The 18,876-nt window shown below is 61.7% G+C and carries 17 protein-coding genes; 10 read left to right on the top strand and 7 right to left on the bottom strand.

Annotation, left to right across the window (positions count from 1 at the left end):
- Positions 1 to 71: 71 nt before the first annotated feature.
- Entirely contained in the window at positions 72 to 1,343 is a 1,272-nt protein-coding gene (locus tag LA321_RS12940) for a GGDEF domain-containing protein (protein ID WP_042072065.1), read from the bottom strand.
- A gap of 354 nt (positions 1,344 to 1,697) precedes the next feature.
- Here LA321_RS12940 and LA321_RS12935 point away from each other — a divergent pair, with 354 nt between their 5' ends.
- Genes LA321_RS12935 through LA321_RS12925 form a run of 3 tightly spaced genes read left to right on the top strand, consistent with a single transcriptional unit; the run spans position 1,698 to position 5,819 of the window.
- On the top strand, positions 1,698 to 3,425 hold the full coding sequence (locus tag LA321_RS12935) for a potassium/proton antiporter (protein ID WP_042028431.1): 1,728 nt from the start codon (positions 1,698 to 1,700) through the stop codon (positions 3,423 to 3,425).
- Between the two features lie 39 nt (positions 3,426 to 3,464).
- A complete protein-coding gene (locus tag LA321_RS12930) occupies positions 3,465 to 4,568 on the top strand; it encodes a beta-N-acetylglucosaminidase domain-containing protein (RefSeq protein ID WP_042072067.1) in 1,104 nt (367 codons plus the stop codon).
- 39 nt (positions 4,569 to 4,607) lie between these two features.
- On the top strand, positions 4,608 to 5,819 hold the full coding sequence (locus LA321_RS12925; protein WP_042072068.1) for a cation:proton antiporter domain-containing protein: 1,212 nt from the start codon (positions 4,608 to 4,610) through the stop codon (positions 5,817 to 5,819).
- A gap of 64 nt (positions 5,820 to 5,883) precedes the next feature.
- On the opposite strand, the gene LA321_RS12920 is transcribed toward LA321_RS12925, so the two are convergent.
- Positions 5,884 to 6,516: a LysE family translocator gene (locus tag LA321_RS12920; RefSeq protein ID WP_042072069.1), complete on the bottom strand. Its 633-nt coding sequence runs from the start codon at positions 6,514 to 6,516 to the stop codon at positions 5,884 to 5,886.
- Positions 6,517 to 6,747: 231 nt separating this feature from the next.
- On the opposite strand from LA321_RS12920, the gene LA321_RS12915 reads away from it, so the two are divergent.
- The 3 genes from LA321_RS12915 (at position 6,748) to LA321_RS12905 (ending at position 9,363) form a co-directional block, all read left to right on the top strand.
- The gene (locus LA321_RS12915) at positions 6,748 to 8,370 is read left to right on the top strand and encodes a methyl-accepting chemotaxis protein (protein ID WP_042072070.1); all 1,623 of its coding nucleotides are present in this window, start codon (positions 6,748 to 6,750) and stop codon (positions 8,368 to 8,370) included.
- Between the two features lie 169 nt (positions 8,371 to 8,539).
- Positions 8,540 to 9,070, top strand: a complete 531-nt coding sequence (locus LA321_RS12910) for a DUF1523 family protein (RefSeq protein ID WP_042028425.1) — start codon at positions 8,540 to 8,542, stop codon at positions 9,068 to 9,070.
- Entirely contained in the window at positions 9,067 to 9,363 is a 297-nt protein-coding gene (locus tag LA321_RS12905; protein ID WP_026456774.1) for a winged helix-turn-helix domain-containing protein, read from the top strand. The genes LA321_RS12910 and LA321_RS12905 overlap by 4 nt, the downstream gene beginning before the upstream one ends.
- A gap of 85 nt (positions 9,364 to 9,448) precedes the next feature.
- On the opposite strand, the gene LA321_RS12900 is transcribed toward LA321_RS12905, so the two are convergent.
- Both LA321_RS12900 and rihA read right to left on the bottom strand, forming a co-directional pair.
- The gene (locus LA321_RS12900) at positions 9,449 to 9,919 is read right to left on the bottom strand and encodes a hypothetical protein (RefSeq protein ID WP_042072071.1); all 471 of its coding nucleotides are present in this window, start codon (positions 9,917 to 9,919) and stop codon (positions 9,449 to 9,451) included.
- Between the two features lie 33 nt (positions 9,920 to 9,952).
- On the bottom strand, positions 9,953 to 10,888 hold the full coding sequence (gene rihA, locus LA321_RS12895) for a pyrimidine-specific ribonucleoside hydrolase RihA (RefSeq protein WP_042072072.1): 936 nt from the start codon (positions 10,886 to 10,888) through the stop codon (positions 9,953 to 9,955).
- 198 nt (positions 10,889 to 11,086) lie between these two features.
- Here rihA and LA321_RS12890 point away from each other — a divergent pair, with 198 nt between their 5' ends.
- Positions 11,087 to 11,782 carry an RluA family pseudouridine synthase gene (locus LA321_RS12890; RefSeq protein WP_042072074.1) on the top strand — a complete coding sequence of 232 codons (696 nt, stop codon included), beginning with the start codon at positions 11,087 to 11,089 and terminating at the stop codon, positions 11,780 to 11,782.
- A gap of 138 nt (positions 11,783 to 11,920) precedes the next feature.
- Here LA321_RS12890 and udp read toward each other — a convergent pair whose 3' ends face one another.
- On the bottom strand, positions 11,921 to 12,676 hold the full coding sequence (udp, locus tag LA321_RS12885; protein WP_042072075.1) for a uridine phosphorylase: 756 nt from the start codon (positions 12,674 to 12,676) through the stop codon (positions 11,921 to 11,923).
- A gap of 392 nt (positions 12,677 to 13,068) precedes the next feature.
- Between udp and yiaY the strand changes: the two genes are divergently transcribed.
- The 3 genes from yiaY (at position 13,069) to LA321_RS12870 (ending at position 15,398) form a co-directional block, all read left to right on the top strand.
- On the top strand, positions 13,069 to 14,220 hold the full coding sequence (gene yiaY, locus LA321_RS12880; protein WP_042072077.1) for an L-threonine dehydrogenase: 1,152 nt from the start codon (positions 13,069 to 13,071) through the stop codon (positions 14,218 to 14,220).
- A 144-nt stretch (positions 14,221 to 14,364) separates the two neighbouring features.
- Positions 14,365 to 14,703: an outer membrane protein assembly factor BamE gene (gene bamE, locus LA321_RS12875; protein ID WP_026457574.1), complete on the top strand. Its 339-nt coding sequence runs from the start codon at positions 14,365 to 14,367 to the stop codon at positions 14,701 to 14,703.
- Between the two features lie 65 nt (positions 14,704 to 14,768).
- A complete protein-coding gene (locus LA321_RS12870; protein ID WP_042072078.1) occupies positions 14,769 to 15,398 on the top strand; it encodes an NAD(P)H-binding protein in 630 nt (209 codons plus the stop codon).
- Positions 15,399 to 15,520: 122 nt separating this feature from the next.
- Here the strand turns inward: LA321_RS12870 and LA321_RS12865 are convergent, their stop codons facing one another.
- Together LA321_RS12865 and LA321_RS12860 are read right to left on the bottom strand one after the other, a co-directional pair.
- The gene (locus LA321_RS12865) at positions 15,521 to 17,215 is read right to left on the bottom strand and encodes a pyridoxal phosphate-dependent decarboxylase family protein (protein ID WP_042072079.1); all 1,695 of its coding nucleotides are present in this window, start codon (positions 17,213 to 17,215) and stop codon (positions 15,521 to 15,523) included.
- Between the two features lie 189 nt (positions 17,216 to 17,404).
- Entirely contained in the window at positions 17,405 to 18,421 is a 1,017-nt protein-coding gene (locus LA321_RS12860) for a lipoate--protein ligase A (RefSeq protein ID WP_042072398.1), read from the bottom strand.
- Positions 18,422 to 18,876: the final 455 nt, after the last annotated feature.

Below are 18,876 nucleotides of genomic sequence, written 5' to 3'. Positions count from 1 at the left end.
TGGCGGCATCCCGGGCCACAACCAAGCTTCACAGACGGCCAGCAGCGACTGGCCGCCGCTTTTTATCCGCCTCAGTCGGCGACCTCTACCCGGTTGCGCCCCGCCCCCTTGGCGCGATAGAGCGCCATGTCGGCGCGCTGCAACGTCTTGAGCAGCGGCTCGTCAGGCCGGCGGCTCGCCACCCCGAACGAGGCAGTGACTGCCACCCCAAGCGGCCAGTTGCGACTCTCGACCATCGCCAGACGCAGGCGCTCGGCCAGGGCCTGGCCCCAGGCCAATGAGCGCCCGGGCAGCAGCAATACGAACTCCTCCCCACCCCAGCGACAGAGCATGTCCCCATCCTCCAGTTGCAGCAGCAACTCGCTCACCAGGCACTTGAGCACCTCGTCACCCACCGGATGACCATGACTGTCGTTGATCTGCTTGAAGTGGTCGATATCGATAAACACCAGAGTCATCTCGCCACCGTGGTGCACCAGCCGGGACTCCCCCTCATAGCGACTCAATGCCCCGGTCAGGGGGTCATATCGCACCTGGTTGCTGGCCATCCGGTACTCCAGCTCGAGATCCCGGTTGCGCGCCATGGTCTGCCTGGCTTGCCTGCTTAACTTCGCCAGGCGCCGCCGCATCCCGAGATAATCCATCAGCAGCAGGGAGATCACCGACAGGCTCCAGCCGATGAAGAGGGCCCGATAAAAGAGGGTGGGCGACATCCAGGGCCCCTCGAAGATCAGCGTCTCCACCTTGAGCTGATAGTGGCCCGGCGCCGCCCCGGAGCCGGTCGCCAGTTCGATGGCGAAGACCCGGCTCAGATCCTGCCCCTGCTGCATCAGGGGAATGTCGTAGTCGGTCAGCCACCAGGTGGTGGGGGTAAAGAGCTTGAGGGGGATCTCGACCCGCCCCGGGTACTGTTTGGGGTCGAACAGGATGGCGTTGACCTTGTGGGAGACAGGATCCCCGGCCCGGGAGTAGTCGGGGTGGTAGTTGCGCAGATAGATACGCCAGGCGACGTCACTCGGACCCTCTCCTTCCAGCTGCAGGATCAGGTTATCGAAATCGGAGAGATCGATCCCCTGTTCGGGGGCGGTGAGGGTGATCGCCAGTTCGCAGTAGGGCCAGCGGTATTGGCTCCCCAGCTCGCACGTCATCCCGGTGCCTTGCGCCGCCAGAGTTGCTACCGAGTCGCCCCCCGTGGGGCGATCGTCGATGGTAGCGACCTCCCAGTTGTCACTCGGCACTATCACCAGATGGCGTCTGGGGCCCCACTCAAACAGTGCGACCAGGAGCAGCGAGGTCACCATCAAGAGGGCTAGGAGCCACCATAACCGTCTGAGTTGTAACATTATTATTCCGATCCAAGCGTCAATTGCATCATGGCCGGAATATACCTCAGTTCGCTGAGAAAACGGTTTTTTATTAACACTTCAAGCAGTAGTCATCTCGAAAACCGGACGGGGGGCACATATCGGGCGGACGACGCGAATTGAGAGGGGAAAGAAATAGGACAAAAACCGCTTCCGGGATGGCAGGATGTCGGCGGGGTCGAGGAAAGGGATTCATAGGCATACCGACAGACTGCGTCCGGCCAGAGGCGGAGAAATGTAATGAATTGCAAATTCGAGACACAAAATCGCCACATTGTCACATTTGCTGCATATAATGTGCCTACTTTACACCAGCCAGGAAGGAGTTCGCCCTTGGATGCCGTCACCATCAACAGTTTCTTCTTCATCGGTGCCCTGTTGGTGGGAGCCAGCGTCTTGCTGAGTGCTCTCTCTTCCCGCCTCGGCATCCCCATCCTGGTGATCTTTCTCGCCGTCGGCATGCTGGCGGGGGAAGATGGACCCGGTGGCATCCAGTTCGCCGACTACTCGGTCGCCTATCTGGTGGGCAACCTGGCGCTGGCCATCATATTGCTCGACGGCGGCATGCGCACCCGGGTCTCCTCGTTTCGGGTGGCACTCTGGCCCGCTCTGTCGCTTGCCACCGTGGGCGTTGCCATCACCACGGGCCTGACGGGCCTCGCTGCCGCCTGGCTGTTTGACCTCAATCTGCTGCAAGGGATGCTGATCGGCGCCATCGTCGGTTCCACCGATGCGGCGGCAGTCTTCTCCCTGCTTGGCGGGCGCAGCCTCAACGAGCGGGTCAGCGCGACCCTGGAGATAGAGTCGGGCAGCAACGATCCCATGGCAGTGTTTCTCACCGTCACCCTGATCGAGGTGCTGGCCACCGCCCAGCAGGGGCTGGATGCCGGTTTCCTGCTGCTGCAACTGCTCCAGCAATTTGGCATGGGGGCCGGCATCGGCCTGGCCGGCGGCTGGCTGTTGTGGAAGCTCATCAACAACGCCAAACTGGCCCCCGGCCTCTATCCCCTGCTCACCGTCAGCGGTGGCCTCTTGATCTTCGCCCTCACCACGGCGGTGGGGGGTAGCGGCATCCTCGCCATCTACCTCACCGGTCTGCTGCTCGGCAACCTCGCCCTGCGCAGTCGCAGCAGCACGCTGTCGGTGCTGGATGGCCTGACCTGGCTCAGCCAAATCGGCATGTTCCTGGTGCTGGGGTTGCTCGCCTCCCCCCACAAGCTGCTGCCCATCGCCCTGCCGGCCCTGGCGCTGGCGATGTGGATGATCCTGTTTGCCCGCCCCGTCTCGGTCTGGATTGGTCTGCTGCCGTTCAAGAACTTTGCCCCCCGCGAGCGCTGGTTCATCTCCTGGGTGGGGCTGCGCGGCGCCGTGCCCATCATTCTGGCGGTCTTCCCCATGATGGCGGGGCTGCCCAATGCCCAGCTCTATTTCAATGTGGCCTTCTTCGTGGTGCTGGTCTCCCTCATCCTGCAGGGCAGCTCCCTGCCGCTGGCCTCCAGGCTGGCACGAGTCGAGGTGCCAGCGCCCCCGTCCCCCATCAACCGCTCCGGCCTCGAGATCGACCTCGACAGCCAGTGGGAGACTTTCGTCTACCGGCTGGGAGCCGAGAAGTGGTGCATCGGCTCGCCGCTGAGGGATCTCAAGATGCCCGCCGGCACCCGGGTCAGCGCCCTGTTTCGCGGCCGCGAATTGCTGCACCCTTCGGGCAGTACCTGCCTGCTGGCCGATGACATCCTCTGCGTCATCGGTCACGAGCACGACCTCCCCGCCCTCGGCCAGCTGTTCAGCCAGGCGCCGGAGCAGGATCTGGGCCCGCGCTTCTTCGGTGACTTCCTGCTGGAAGCCTCCGCGCGCCTCATCGATCTTGCCCCCCTCTACGGGCTGGATGTGAGCGAGGTGGCGGATCAGACGCTGGGGGATTTTATTGCCTCCCTGTTGGGCGATAATCTGGTGGTCGGTGACAACATCGAATGGCAGGGCCTGATCTGGACCGTGGCCGAAATGGACGAGAGCGTGCCGAGCAAAATCGGGGTGCGTTTCCAGGAAGAAGATCCGGTGTAACCCCGGGTCCCGACCTCCAAACGAGAAGGGAGAGAAGTTATGCCATATCAAAACATGCTGTCCGGCCCCCAGGCCCCCTTCCCCAATCTGGGGGTGATCGAAGGCTTCTTTGGCAAGGGATGGAGCTGGCAGGCACGCGCCCGTTATGCCCAGTGGCTGCCTCGCCACGGCTATGGTTTCTATATCTATGCCCCGAAAGAGGATGGCTATCTGCGCAAGCATTGGGCCCAGCCCTGGCCAGAACAACAGCTGGCAGACCTGGCCCGCCTCGCCCGGCAGTGCCGTGACAACGGTCTCGCCTTCGGGGTGGGCCTGAGCCCCATGGGGGCCCACCACGATTACGAGCGAAAGCGTCCCGCGCTACTCGAGAAGGTGCGTCTCATCGAAGAGACACTCCAGCCCGACATTCTGGCGGTGCTGTTTGACGACATGAAGGGGGATACCCCGGATCTCGCCCATCATCAGCTCACCATCGCCCACGACATCGCGGCTCACAGCAAGGCGAGCCGGCTCATCTTCTGCCCCAGCTACTACTCGACTGATCCCGTGCTGGAGAAGGTGTTTGGCGCCATGCCTCCCCGCTATCTGGAAGATATCGGTGAGCAGCTCGACCGCCGCTTCGAGATCTTCTGGACCGGCCCCAGGGTCTGCTCGAGCGAATACCCGGCGGCGCACCTTAAACAGGTGACCGGGCTGCTCGGGCGCAAGCCCTTCCTCTGGGACAACTATCCGGTCAACGATGGCAGCAAGGCGAGCAACTTCCTGCATCTGCGCGCCTTCGAAAACCGCCCCGCGGAGCTTGCGGATCTGGTCAGCGGTCATGCGGTCAATCCCATGAAGCAGCCCGCCCTCTCGGCCCTGCCGCTCGCCACCCTGCCCATGAGCTATCGGCTCGGCAAGCAGTATGATCCGGACAAGGCGCTGCACGCCTCCCTCAACGCCACCTGCGGTCCGCAGATCTCGGCGATGATCGACGCCGACTTGCCGCTGTTTCAGGACATAGGCCTGGCCCAACTCACCCCGGAGCAAATAAGCCACCTCAAGGCGCGCTACCTGCCGTTTCGTGACCAGGCTTGCGTCGACGAGATCGTGGGCTGGCTGGAGGGGAAATATGTGTTCGATCCGGACTGCCTGACCGATTGACGTCCCTATGATGGCAGGGAGTAACGAGGAGGAGAGCCCATGGAAGCGTCTGTGATCTACCAGAACCTGGCGGTGCTCGCCGCCTTTTTACTGCTCTATAGCCTGATTGCCGGACGCTTCGAGTCAAAGCTCATCAACGGCCCCCTGCTGTTTCTGCTGATGGGCGGCGTGCTGGGCTCTGGCGGCCTGGGCCTGCTCTCCCTCGATATCGACAGTGAAGGGCTCAAACTGCTGGCCGAGCTGGCCCTGGTCATAGTGCTGTTCAACGACGCCGCCAACACCAACTGGCAGGTGCTGCTGGCCAACCGCCAGCTCCCCGTACGGTTGCTGCTCATCGGCCTGCCCCTGACCCTGCTGGCGGGTACCCTGTTCGGCCGCCTGCTGTTTCCCGAACTGCCACTGCTGGAGGTGGCGATCCTCGCCACCATACTGGCTCCGACCGATGCGGCGCTCGGCAAGGCGGTGGTGAGCAATCCGGCGGTACCGGCAGCGGTGCGGGAGGGGCTCAATCAGGAGAGCGGCCTCAACGATGGCATCTGTGTACCGGTGCTCCTGCTGCTGCTCGCCCTGATCGCCCCCACCGAACAACACGCGGGCACCGCCACCCTGGCCGTGACCCTGCTATTGGAGGAGATAGGCATAGGGGTGCTGGTGGCCTTCGTGCTCAGCACCCTGACCATCCGATTGCTCAAACTCTCCTATCTCAATGGCTGGCAGTTGCCGCTGTGGCGCCAGCTCACCATGCCGGGGCTGGCCCTGCTCTGTTTTGCCCTGGCCCAGACCCTGGGTGGCAGCGGCTTTATCGCCGCCTTTGTCGGGGGGCTGCTGATCGGCCATCGGCTGGGAGAGCACAAGCACGCCTACATGGACAGCTGTGAAGGGTACGGAGATCTGCTCTCTGTGGTGATCTGGATGGTGTTTGGCGCCATCATGATGCCGCTGCTGCCCATCCTGCTGCAATGGCAGTACTGGCTCTATGGCGCCGCCAGCCTCACCTTGCTGCGCATGGTGCCGGTCTGGCTGAGCCTGCTGGGCACGGGTCAATCCCTGGAACTCAAGCTCTTTATCGGCTGGTTCGGGCCAAGGGGGCTCGCCAGCATCGTCTTCGCCGTCATGGTGCTGCAGCATCAGCCGGCCCTGACGGGCCAGTTGCCCGTCATCGCCACCGTGCTCTGCACCATTATCTTGAGCGTCATTCTGCACGGGGTGAGCGCCAACCCCTGGGTCAGACGCTTCACCCGCAAGGCCTGACGCCCCCCACAAAAATGCCCCCCTCTTTTTGCCAAAGAGGGGGGCATTTTTCATGCACTTTTTGTCAACCCAGCGCCAGCCAGACGCCGACCCCCAACATCAGGGTGCCGGCGATGCGGTTCATCAGGGTGACGTTGCCACTCCTGGCGAGGAAGTGGCGCAGGGTGCGGCCACCGCTGGCGTAGAGCAGCAGGCAGGAGAACTCGATGAGCAGAATAAGGGCCACCAGCGCCGAGATCTGCGGTGCCATCGGCTTGCTGGCCGAGATAAAGGGAGGCAGCAGGGAGATCATGAAGGCCCACCCCTTGGGGTTGGCGATGGCAGTCACGAAGCCCTGCATGGCCAGTCCCATGGCGCTGGTCTGCTGGCCCGCCGAGAGATCCGCCGGAATGGCCATCTTGCCCTTGGCCTGCCACATCTGGATGCCGAGCCACATCAGATAGGCGCCCCCCACGTATTTGAACGCGGCGAAGATCCCCGGGTAGTTGAGCATGATGGCCGCCACCCCGATCACCGACAGCACCGAGACCAGCCCCACCCCGATAAGCTCACCCCACATCATGTGCAGGGCCCGGCGCACCCCCAGGCTCATGCCCAGGGTCATCGCCAGGGTCATGCACATGCCGGGGGTCACGGAGACAAAGAAAAAAGTGGGAATAAACAACGCCAGAATGGCCGGATCAATCCAGCTGGACACACAACACCTCCATGGAACGCATAGAACAGGGACAAAACGGGAACTGACAGACCCAATCCAATCAGATTGGTCGAACTTATACCAAGTTGGCCAGACAGTGTCGTCTATCTCGCTCTTTTACCACAAGAAAAAACTGTAACTACCTCCAACGTCGGCAACAAAGTCTGTGACAACCCTTGTCGCGTCTGTGTAAGATGCCGAACTTTGCCATTCTTCCGATTAGAGCCTTTTATGTCATTGAATAATCTATCAATTCGCCTTCAAGTTCTCGTTCCATTACTCCTTGCCAGTCTGCTGATGGTCATCACCGCCGGATTCAGCAAACAGGAAGTCGACAATGCCATTCGGGAGATAAATGACACCACCGCCAGCGTGATCCGCCACAAGGATGACATTGCCACCCTGATCCATGCCGCCTACCGGATGCGCACCAATGCCATCTACGGCCTCTACGACGCCAAGCAATTCGCCGAGCTGCCCGCCAGCCTCAACGCAGCCGAACAAGAGATCCGGGGCATTCTCGCCCGTCTGGTGATCGAGGGGGCCGAGCAGGATAACCGCCAGGTAATGGCGGCGCTGCAAGCCTATCTGGATCATCTGCGCGGCAAGATGATGCCGCTGCTGGCACTGCAACATCAGGGCAATGCGGATCCGGTTGCCTTTGAGGCGGCCCGCCTCCATTTCCGCCAGCTGGGCGAGCAGCTGAACAAGGAGATCGACGGCATGTCCGCCCACATCAACCAGCTGATCCAGGACGAACTGGTCCGGGAGCAGAAACACTATGATGAGGCGCTGTTCCATGCCCTGCTGCTGACGGCCGCCGCCCTGATCGCGGCCCTGGCCTGCGGCTGGTGGCTGTCAGGCCATATCGTGCAACCCATCAGTCAGCTGCAGGGGGTGATGCGCGCCATGGCCCAGGGCCGCTTCAACGTCCGTGCCAGTGAAGAGGGCAACAACGAAGTGACCCACCTGGCGCGGGACATCAACCTCACCCTGAGCCAGCTCGGCAACACCATCCAGACCCTGACCGGCATCAGCCAGAATGTGGCCTCCGCCGCCACTGAGCTCGCCGCCGTGATGACCCAGGCCGAGGCGAACGCCCAGCAGCAACGTGGCGAGATCGAACAGGTTGCCTCGGCGGTCACCGAACTCTCCAGCACCGCCGACAACGTCAACCACAACGCCGCCGTGGCCGACGATCTGGCCCGCGATGCCAACAGCCGGGTCGAGCAGGGGCTCACTCTCTTTGGCGAGAGCGTTGCCGCCAACGATCGCATGGCGAGCAGTCTGGAGAGCGCCGCCGCCGTAGTGGCCCGGCTCAAGTCCCAGTCCGAGCAGATCGGCAAGGTGATTGAAGTCATTCAGGGCATCTCGGAGCAGACCAACCTGCTGGCCCTCAACGCCGCCATTGAGGCCGCCCGCGCCGGGGAAACCGGTCGCGGCTTCGCGGTGGTAGCCGACGAGGTGCGGATGCTGGCGGCTCGCACCCAGGAGTCCACCAAGGAGATCCAGGGCATCATAGAGCAATTGCAGAGCCAGTCCCTCTCTGCCAACCAGGGGGTGCAGGAGACCCTGACCATCCTTGAGCACAACCAGCGTCTCGCGGCCGAGGTACAGAGCCTGCTTGGCGGGATCACCGGCGCGGTGCAGCAAATCAATGACGCCAACGCCCAGGTGGCCACCGCCGCCGAGGAGCAGTCCTGCGTCACCGCGGACATCAGCCGCAACATCTCCAACATTCACGAGATAGTGAGCCAGAGCTCTGCCGGGATCAGCCAGAGCGCCAGCGCCAGCCAGGAGCTCTCCCAGCTGGCCGAGCAGCAGCGCAGGCAACTTGCCCAGTTCCAACTGTAATAGCCATCCGTTTTCAAAGGCCCGCAAGGGCCTTTTTTGTTGCCAAGGTGAAGGGTTTGTTTCTGTTTTAAACGCCATTTTTTGGCTTGTGGTGCCATAAGGGGCTAGGCCGCTCCGCCAAATGTGAGTATGGTAGAGGCACGTTACTCCCCCTCACGCGAGCACATCCATGAGCCTGAAATTCAAGAAACCCGCCTTTATTCTGCTGGGCCTGATCGCCCTGCTCTCTGCCACCTGGCTCGACTACTACCTGCCGGAGCACACCATCGCCACCATCACTGGGGTCGAGGTGAAACGTACCGACAAGGATGGCCCCATCAGCAAGAAAAACCCGGCCGATGGCCCCACCACCGACGTCTACTACATCTACACCGAGCGTCCCGGTGAGCAGATCCGGGTGTTCCGCAACGAAGATACCGAGTGGGGCTGGCCCTTCTACTTCAAGTTCAACGCCGCCGACGTCCAGGCCAAGGCCAAATCCATGGAGTTCGAAAAGCGCTTGGCCATCATTACTTCCTACGGCTGGCGCGTGAACATGTTCTCCATGTTCCCCAATGTCACCAAGATTGAGAGCACAGAGCCCGACGCCTCCACCTGGAGCTTCTTCCGCTGGTTCTGGTTCGGTGTCTGGGCCCTGGTGATGGGCAAGGCTGCGCTGGCCACCTGGCGCTACTTCGATCGCCTCGAGGACGAGATATGACGGAATCGAGCAAGACCCGCACCAGCTTCTACCGCCGCCTCTACGTGGCCTGGCTGATCAGCCAGGGCACGGATACGGTCCCCGCCATCATGGCGGCCACCGGCATGCCGCGGCGCACTGCCCAGGACACCCTGGCGGCGCTGGCGGATCTCGATATCTGCTGCGGCTTCGAGCAAACCGAGGGGGCCCGCCATCTGCAGGGGCACTACCGCATCAGCGACTGGGGCCCCATCAATCCCGAGTGGATTGCCGCCAGGTTGCCGGTCATCAAGGAGACCCTGAGCTATCCCTGAGCTTGGGTTAAAAGATCACAAGAGGGGCCAGCCGGATGGGCTGGCCCCTCTTTTTTGTGCGCCGGATTTGTGCACCGAATTGCCCCTATTCGGGCAGGGTTGCATCCCCCTGCTCCCCTTCCGACTCACCACGGGTGCAGTCGATGATGGTGCGTTTGGGGTTGTTGGGGTCGCGCAGCAGCAGGGGAGCCTTGCCCTCGTCGTGCAGGGTTTCGTCAGCAAACTCGCTGCCATAGGCGTTGTGGGTCAGCCGCCGCGCGTTGGCGATGGGGGTATCGATAAAGAGGGCGTGCACCTCGAAGGTGGAAGCCGGCACGATAAAACCGACCACCGGCAAGCCGTGCAACTCTTCATGCAGCTTGTACCAGGCAAAGCCGTCGCTCACCTTGTAGGGGACGTACTTCCTGAGCTGCGCATTGGCCGCCTGCCCGGTCTCGCCATCGACATAGAGCTCGGCGAGATCGCAGGTGGCCAGTCCCTGCCACATCCGCTCGAACGGCGACGCACAGCCGCTCAGTTGCAACCCGGCCAACAGTGCCAACCCTGTCTTCCACATTCCCTGTCCCTTCTGTTGAGAGTGAGTCTGTGCTCAGTCAAAGGCGCGCAGCCGCGTGACCAGCAAGTCGATAAAGCCCGGGCGATCCAGCCCCAGCAACACCAGCGCATTGGCCGGCTTGCCGGTGAGACAGTAGCGATCCACCACCGTCATGCCGCTAGTATGTGCCCCCTGCGTCTCGATATCGACCCGGCATTCGATGCCCTGAAACAGCTCGGGGGCCAGTAGCCAGGCGATGGTGCAGGGATCATGCAGCGGGGCTCCGGCAAATCCCCACTTGGGATCCCGGTGGTAGATCATGAAAAAGTCGAGCAGACCGGCCACGCACTGGGCCACCGGATTGGCGATGGCGCGCACCCGCTCGATATCCTCGTCCATCACCTGCGCTTCGTGAGTCACATCGAGGCCGCACATGGTGATGGGAATACCTGAGTGGAACACCATATCGGCCGCTTCTGGGTCCACATAAATATTGAATTCCGCCGCCGGGGTCCAGTTGCCCGGTCCGGCCGCGCCCCCCATTAGCACGATGCGGGCTATTTTGGACTTGAGCTCGGGGTGAGCCGCCAGCAGCAGGGCTATGTTGGTGAGCGGGCCGGTCGGCACCAGGGTCACGGGTTCGGGACTCTCGCGCAGGCATTTGACCATCAATTCGAGTGCCGTCATTGCCTGTGGGGCAAAGGCGGGATCCGGCAATTTCGGGCCATCCAGGCCCGACTCCCCGTGCACGTTGTCGGCGATGATGAGTTCTCGGGCCAAAGGCTTTGGCGCCCCCGCCGCTACCGGAATGTCTTGGCGGCCCAGCAAGGTGAGGATGCGCAGGGCGTTGTTGAGGGTCTTGTCCGGCGTCTGGTTGCCAGCGCTGGTGGTCACTGCCAGCACCTTCAGCTCGGGGCTGGCCAGCGCCAGAATGAGGGCGATGGCATCATCGTGGCCGGGATCACAATCGAGAATAACGGGCAACGCCATGGACAGACTCCTTACAACATGACAGGGAGCCATACCTTAACAAGCGGCGGCCGGATTAACTCGGGAGGGAGTCACAAAATGGCTCCCTCCCGACTAATCAAGCAGTTACCGCGCACATCAGCCAGCCCTCCTCCCCGATTCGCCGCACGCCGTCCGTTCGGGTATGATGCCCTCCCCCTTTTCCAGCCCGCGTCCCTTATGTCCGTTATCGTCGATACCTTTATCGCCCCGCCCTGCGAGGCTGCCATCGAGATCCTGTTTGCAGACGAACACCTGCTGCTCATCAACAAACCGAGCGGCCTGCTGAGCCTCTCGGGCAAGAACCCGCAGAACCTCGACTCGGTCCACCATCGGCTGGTGCAGGCGTATCCCGGCTGTACTCTGGTACACCGCCTCGACTTTGGCACTTCGGGCATCATGGTGGTGGCTCGAAACAAGGCTATCAATGCCGCACTCTGCCACCAGTTCAGCCAGCGCGCCGTGAACAAGGCCTATCATGCCCTGCTGTGCGGCTACTTGGCGGCAGACGAGGGGGTGATCGAAGCGCCCATCGCCAAGGATCCGGCGCTCTTTCCCCTGATGAAGATCTGCGATAACGGCGGCAAACCGGCCCGCTCCCGCTTTCAGGTAGCGGAACGCCTGATGCGCCAGGGAGAGCAGGGTGCCATTCCCCTGACCCGGGTCAGGCTGGTGCCGGAGACGGGGCGCACCCACCAGCTGCGCATTCACAGCCAGTGGCTGGGCCACCCTATCCTGGGTTGCGATCTCTATGGCGGCATGGAGCGGCCCGGCACACAAACGGCGCCAAGGCTGATGCTGCACGCCAGCGAACTCGATTTTGTCCACCCGGTGAGCGGTGAGTCCATGGCGGCAAGGTGTGCCTGCCCCTTCTGACAAGCGAGTGGATGAGAAAGTAGACGGTGAGCGGACGGGAGAACAGGGAAACGGGAAAAACGGTGGATAAAGATAGGGGCCGCGCTTTCGCAACGGCCCCCACCCCCCACTCGGTACTCTTCGTTACAAAGAGGGCGATCAGATCAGCTTGCGGGCAGCACCCAGCACGATCTTGATGGCATCAGATTCGGTCTTCGCCATGGTTTCGGCGTTCGGGATCTCCTGCTGGGTACGGTTCACTATGATACCGGCCACCATGCCCGCGCGCAGGCCCTGGCTGGCACACATGGTCAGCAGGGTGGCGGACTCCATCTCGAAGTTCAGCACGCCCATGGATTGCCACTCCTTCATGGAGCCCTGGAAGCGTTGTACCACGCGACCGGAGAAGGTGTCGTAACGCTCCTGACCCGGGTAGAAGGTGTCGGAGGAAGCGGTCACGCCCACGTGCAGCTTGGAGCCCAGCTCCTTGGCGGTCTCGACCAGTGCAGTGGTGCACTCGAAGTCGGCTACGGCCGGGAATTCCATCGGGGCGAAGTGCAGGCTGGCACCGTCGAGACGCACGGAGCCGGTGGTGACGATCACATCGCCCACGTTCAGGTGCGGCTGGATGGCGCCAGTGGTGCCGATGCGCAGGAAGGTACGGATCCCCAGTTGGGCCAGCTCTTCCACGGCGATGGAGGTGGACGGGCCGCCGATGCCGGTGGAGCAGACGATGACGGCCTTGCCGTCCATCTCGCCGCGCCAGGTGGTGAATTCACGGTGGCTGGCCAGCAGCACAGGGTTGTCCATCAGCTCGGCGATGCGCTTCACGCGCTCGGGATCACCGGGGACGATCGCCAGGGTGGCGCCTTGCAGATCAGCCTTTTTCAAACCCAAGTGAAAAACATCAGACATAGTGGACTCCTGGTTGCCCCCTGCCAAACATGGTCCGGGCGCACGATAAGATGATTCTTAATAATAGGTTTCAAGCCTGCTCCCCTGTTCGGGGAAGGGCCAACTATGGGCGAAAGCGTCTGCCAATTCCTTGAAGCGCCTCACACTTCCATGCATTGACAGCCGCAAATTGCACGCAAAACGTTTGCTAACTTGATGAATTAATTGGAAAACGTTTTTCGTGTCGCCATTTGTCTCTCCCCCTTGTCAATCCCTGTCGTACCCCGTTTTGCCAGTACGTGATCGAGTCCATAAAGTTGTAAAACAGATACCATTGACCCCTTTCCATCCCCTCTCTGGGTGCTATGTTGAAGCCCGCATACCACTTAATGGCTAACGACAGGAATTCCATCATGGCAACATTCAAGTTCTATATCCCCGCGATCAACCTGATGGGTGCAGGCTGTCTGCAAGAGGCGGCGGCCGACATCAAGGGTTACGGCTACCGCAAGGCACTGATCGTCACCGACAAGATCCTCAACCAAATCGGCGTAGTGGCCAAGCTCACCGGTCTGCTGGCACAAAACGGCATCGACAGCGTGGTATTTGACGAGACCAAGCCCAACCCCACCACCAGCAACGTGGAAGCGGGTCTGGCGATGATCAAGGCCAATGGCTGCGACTGCGTTATCTCTCTGGGGGGCGGCTCCCCCCATGACTGCGCCAAGGGCATCGCCCTGGTGGCGGCCAACGGCGGCAACATCAAGGACTACGAAGGGGTGGATCGCTCCGCCAAGCCGCAACTGCCGCTGATCGCCATCAACACCACGGCCGGCACCGCCTCCGAAATGACCCGTTTTTGCATCATCACCGACGAGGCCCGTCACGTGAAGATGGCCATCATCGACAAGCACGTCACCCCGCTGATGTCGGTCAACGACCCCGAGCTGATGCTGGCCAAGCCCGCTGGCCTCACCGCCGCCACCGGCATGGATGCCCTGACCCACGCCATCGAGGCGTATGTCTCCACCATCGCTACCCCGGTGACCGATGCCAGCGCCGTCATGGCAATCCAGCTGATTGCCAAACACTTGCGCACCGCCGTCAACCAGGGCGATGATCTGCACGCCCGCGAGCAGATGGCCTATGCCCAGTTCCTGGCCGGCATGGCGTTCAACAACGCAAGCCTTGGCTACGTGCACGCCATGGCCCACCAGCTCGGCGGCTTCTACGACCTGCCACACGGGGTCTGCAACGCCGTGCTGCTGCCCCATGTTCAGGCCTACAACGCCCAGGTGAGCGCCACCCGTCTGAAGGATGTGGCCGGTTTCATGGGCGTGGATGTGAGCGCCATGAGCGACGAGCAGGGCGCTGCCGCCGCCATCGAGGCCATCAAGGCCCTGGCCCGCGATGTCAAGATCCCGGCCGGCCTCGAACAGCTCGGCGTCAAGGTCGATGACTTCGACACCCTGGCCAGCAACGCCCTGAAAGATGCCTGCGGCTTCACCAACCCGAAACAGGCGAGCCACGAGGAGATCGTCGCCATCTTCTGTGCGGCCATGTAACCGGGTCATGGTTGCACCATCTCAGCAAGGGTCGCAATGCGGCCCTTTTTATTGGCTGATGGATCAATGGCTTTTTACTTCCGTGGAGGGAGTCGGTATGATTTGCCGAGCCAAAAAAGACTGTATGGATGATCTGAACTCGATATGCGGATGAAACACCTGATTGCCGCGGCCCTGACCGCCCTCACCCTCTCCGGTTGCAGCCTGGTCTATCGTATCGATATTCCCCAGGGCAACTATGTGGAACAAAAACAGGTCGACAAACTGCGCCAGGGCATGACCCGCGAGCAGGTCAGCTATGTACTGGGAACCCCCATGCTGCGCGACGGCTTCGATCCCAACACCTGGTACTATCTCTATGAATTCCAGCCGGGGCGCGGTGAGAAAGAGCGCAAGGAGCTCACTCTGACCTTCGCCAATGACAGGCTCACCACGGTGACGGGGGACTTCCCGCTGCCCGCAGCCTTCAATACCCCGCTCTGATATATCGCAAAACCGGCCTCGCGCCGGTTTTGTTTTATCAAAGACACGATGCCAGGGAGAACGCCATGAGCCGTATTCTGATAGCCGGGGCCAGCGGATTGATCGGCCGCGAGCTGACAAAGCAGATGCCCGTCGAGCATGAGCTGACCCTGCTCTGTCGCAAACCGGGGGAAGCCCCCCACCACTGGTTGCCGGTGGACTTCGACAAGCTAGCGGAGGTGACCCTGCCCCAGCCGGTGGATCTCGCCTTCTGCGCCCTGGGCACGACCCGCAAGGTGGCAGGCTCTGCCGAGGCGTTTCGCCGGGTCGATCTCGACTATGTGCTGGCATTTGCCGATCTGGCCCGTCGCCACGGCTGTCAGCGCCTGGTGGTAGTCTCGAGCCTGGGGGCCAATCCCGACTCCCCGGCCCTCTATCCGCGCACCAAGGGACAGATGGAGCAGGCCCTGCTGGCCCTGCCCTGGCAGCGGCTCGCCATCGTGCGCCCCGCCATGCTGCTCGGCCATCGCTCCCCTCCCCGCCTCTCGGAGCAGTGCTTTCAGGCTATCTACCCGCTGTTTCGCCCGCTGCTGCGGGGCAAACTGACCCGCTGGCGTGCCATCGAGGCCCATCAGGTGGCTCACGCCATGCTCATGCTCGCCCGCCAACCAGCAGGGATCGAGATCGTCGAAAACGAGCGGCTGCTGGCCCTCTGATCCCGGCACTACGACAATGTAAAAGGGCAAGCCATTGGCTTGCCCTTTTTACTTGGCGCGTTACTTGGCGCGTTTTCGACGCAGCCCGCTGTCAACCTGTGACTGGCAATAACGCCCCCTGCTTATCCGCGAAGGTGTTCGATAAAGGCGTCGATCTGCTCGCGGCCGCAGGCCGGGTTCATAAACACCGCCTTTTCTCCGGCAATGTAGGAGTAACGCCCGCGCGCGTCGTAATCGGAGCGGGCCACCGCCTCGACCCAGTTGGTGTAGAGCCCCACCTTGCCGCGCCCCTTGAAGATCTGGCGGTGCCAGTCGGTGTTGCGCGCCAGCCGCGCCTTGTAGGCGGGATCGGGACTGCGAGCCAGCTCGAAGGCGAACTCGGCCTCCGGATCCTGCACCCACTCGGGGTTGTAGATCTTGAAGCCCACGCTCGGTCCCTGGTTCTCCTGGGCCACCAGCTTGACGTTGCCAAGCTGACTCAGACGGAAGCGGAAGTAGTTGGCGTTTTGCAGGCAGTGGGCCAGCACGATGCGATACCCCTCGACTCCCAGGTAGTTGAGGGCCGCGTAGGCGCCGAACAGGCCGCTCGCCCCGCGGGAGCACTCTATGGTGGACTGCAGATGGGTGTGGCCCTGGATGTCGCGCTCGAAGTAGGAGAAGTTCTCCGGGTCGTTCTCCATCGCCTTGAGATCGTCCTGCTCCTTGATCATCACCAGGCTCGAGGTGTAGGGCACATAGCCCCACTTCTGGAAGTCGACGGTGAAGGAGTCGGCATATTTCAGCTCGGCAAAACGCGCCACGTTGCGCTCGATACCAGCCAGGGTGGCGGCGTTGATGGCCAGCGGGTTGGCGGCAAAGTCGTAATCCAGGAAGAAGATCATCGACCAGCCGATGGCGGCGTCCACGTGGATGTGGGGCTTGACCGCCACCTCGAAGCGCTCGCACAGGCGATCCCGCAGGTCCACCACGGGTTTGACCTGATCCACCCCGAAGGTGTCGGTAGTGCCCATGGTGAGCATGATGGTGGGCACCACGTGCTTCAAGGCAAAACAGGCGGTCAGGGTGCGCTCGAGATCGACCAGATCGATGTCGTTGTTCTCGCCGACCTGGATGCGGATGGTCTTGTTCTCGATGTCCACCCCGAGCAGGGAGAGGTTGGTGATGTTGGAGTAGTGGCCGCCCTGAGAGTTGATGATGCGGTAGTCCTGATAGTGGCCGAGCCCCTTGTGCTTGGCCTCGGGCAGGCTCTTGCGAATGCCGAGCAGGTAGCCGTAGAGGTTACAGAAGGTCCCCCCCTGGGTGAAGATGCCGGTGGCCCGCTCGGGGTCGTAACCCGCCAGCAGCGCAATCTGGCGCACCACCTTCTTCTCCAGCTCCTCGGCCACCCCGGCGTATTCGGAGTAGACCAGGTTGGGATTGGCCAAAATGCCCATCTGGGCACCGTAGATGGCGGGATCCGCCGACATGGTGATGACGTTCTCGACGCTCGAGGGGTTCTCCCAGTCTTTGGACAGGGCACCGGCAAACAGCAGTTCGGCCATGGGCTCGCCCGGGGTACGCATGGCCGCCGGCACCGGCATGGTCTCGCACAGATCGGCGAGGCGGGCGCGGCCGTCCGGCCAGGCATTCAGGCGGGCATCGGGGGCCAGACCGCGACGACGAAATTCATTGAGGGTGGCAAAACCGGGTTCGCGGAACACAGGCCAGAGATCGGGATCGCGTGAGAAAAAATTGGCTTTGACGGTGGCAAAACGGGCAGCAAAATCGGGGTGAACGGCGTTGACGCCTTCATCTTTCAGATAAACCAGGTCACTCATTTTTATACCATTAGTACTGCAAGTGTGCGGTTCTTATACCGCTCGGATCACACCATCAACAGCGACAATATCTAATGGGCTCCCCTACTTTTTGTCATGAATGAGTGATGACGGGGGCTGGCAGAAAGGGGCCTTTTGAGCACCCCTTCACGTTTTGTTACCTGGCTCACACTTTGGCTGGCAAGTCGATCAACGCAGCGCCGTCCGCAACCAGGTGACAAACTCGGCCAACTCATCGTGCCGGGACGGGTAGGCCGCAAGCCAGGGTTGCAGGCACGCCTCCAGCGCCTCGGGTTGATAGGGGCAGCCGATCAGACGCTCGCCAAGCAGCTCGAACGGGGCAGGATCCAGGATGTCGCCAAAGAGCCGGGCACGACTGATGGCCCCCTTCTCCACATCGAAATGCAGCTCTACCCCACCCCAGCCAAAGCGTTCCTCCAGCAGATGGGTAAACGCCGGGGCGTGACCAAAGTTCCACTCCCAACTGCGCTGGCGGGCGAAGGTTTCGGCAAAACCCGGCAAGTCTGGCATCCGCTCGGGGGAGATGTGCTCGGGCTGAACCTGCTCACCATAATGGCTGAAAAACGCCTCGCACAGGGCCTGACTCACCTGTTGATGGTCGATACCGGGGAGCAGCTCGCTTAGGTTGGCGACCCGGCTGCGCACCGAGGTGATCCCCTTGGCCGCCAGCTTCTTGGGATCGGGATTGAGGTAGTTGGCAAGCTGGCCGAGATCGGCGTCCAGCAGCAGGGTGCCATGGTGAAAACCGCGATCCAGGGTCTCCCGGTAGGCCGAGCCCGACACCTTGCGATCCCCATCCGGAGTAGCCACCAGTAAGTCGTTGCGACCGGAAGCAAAGGCGCTCACCCCGAGCCGTTTGAGTGCATCCAGCACGATGGCGGTGGAGATGCTCTTGTCATAGCCGGGCTTGCCCGCCATGAAGGTGAAGCAGCTGTTGCCAAGGTCGTGGAACACGGCGCCACCGCCGCTGCTGCGCCTGGCCAGGATCACCCCGTCCTCTTCCATCCGGCGGGTGTTGCACTCCTTCCAGGGGTTCTGGGCGCGGCCGATCACCACGGTATTGGCGTTGCGCCACAGGAAGAGCACCCGCTGGTGCGGGTCCATCTGGCGGAAGATGCACTCCTCCACAGCCAGGTTGAAGTGGGGATCGTGGGAATCGGAGATAAGCAGACGCAGAGTAGCCATGCCGTTGCCTCGTAACGAAAAAGAGAGGCCCATGATACCACCCGGCCCCTCTCCTTTGCCCCCCTATCCCGTCCCGGCTTGCGGTGTCGTTACGGGCTCATTTCACTCCATTTTTTCTACACCCGGTCAACATGCCAGACACAGGCAAACAACACTCAAATGACTATCTCGCCCCGTTCGCTCATTTATTGACGGATTACTTGAAAAAAAGCGTCATTCAGTACAAAGTCAGCGCAAAATCAGGGTCAAACGCACCAGTCTTGAACAACAAGAGGCCTGCAACCGGGCCTTTAAGGGGTTCGTTTGTAGCCAAAATAACGATACTCCAACTCCAATCGTGATGAACGACACAAAAACGACATATTGGCAGTCTCATTTTGCTCCTAAAGGTGCGCCTGCCCCCTATCCCCCCCCAATGGAATTGATTACTCTGGCGATAGCAGCCGCTATCGAGG

The sequence above is a fragment of the Aeromonas enteropelogenes genome, from assembly GCF_020097295.1.
GTDB classification, from domain to species: Bacteria; Pseudomonadota; Gammaproteobacteria; order Enterobacterales; family Aeromonadaceae; genus Aeromonas; species Aeromonas enteropelogenes.
Note: the sequence above shows the minus strand (reverse complement) of the source record. Positions and strands in the feature narration are given on the sequence as shown.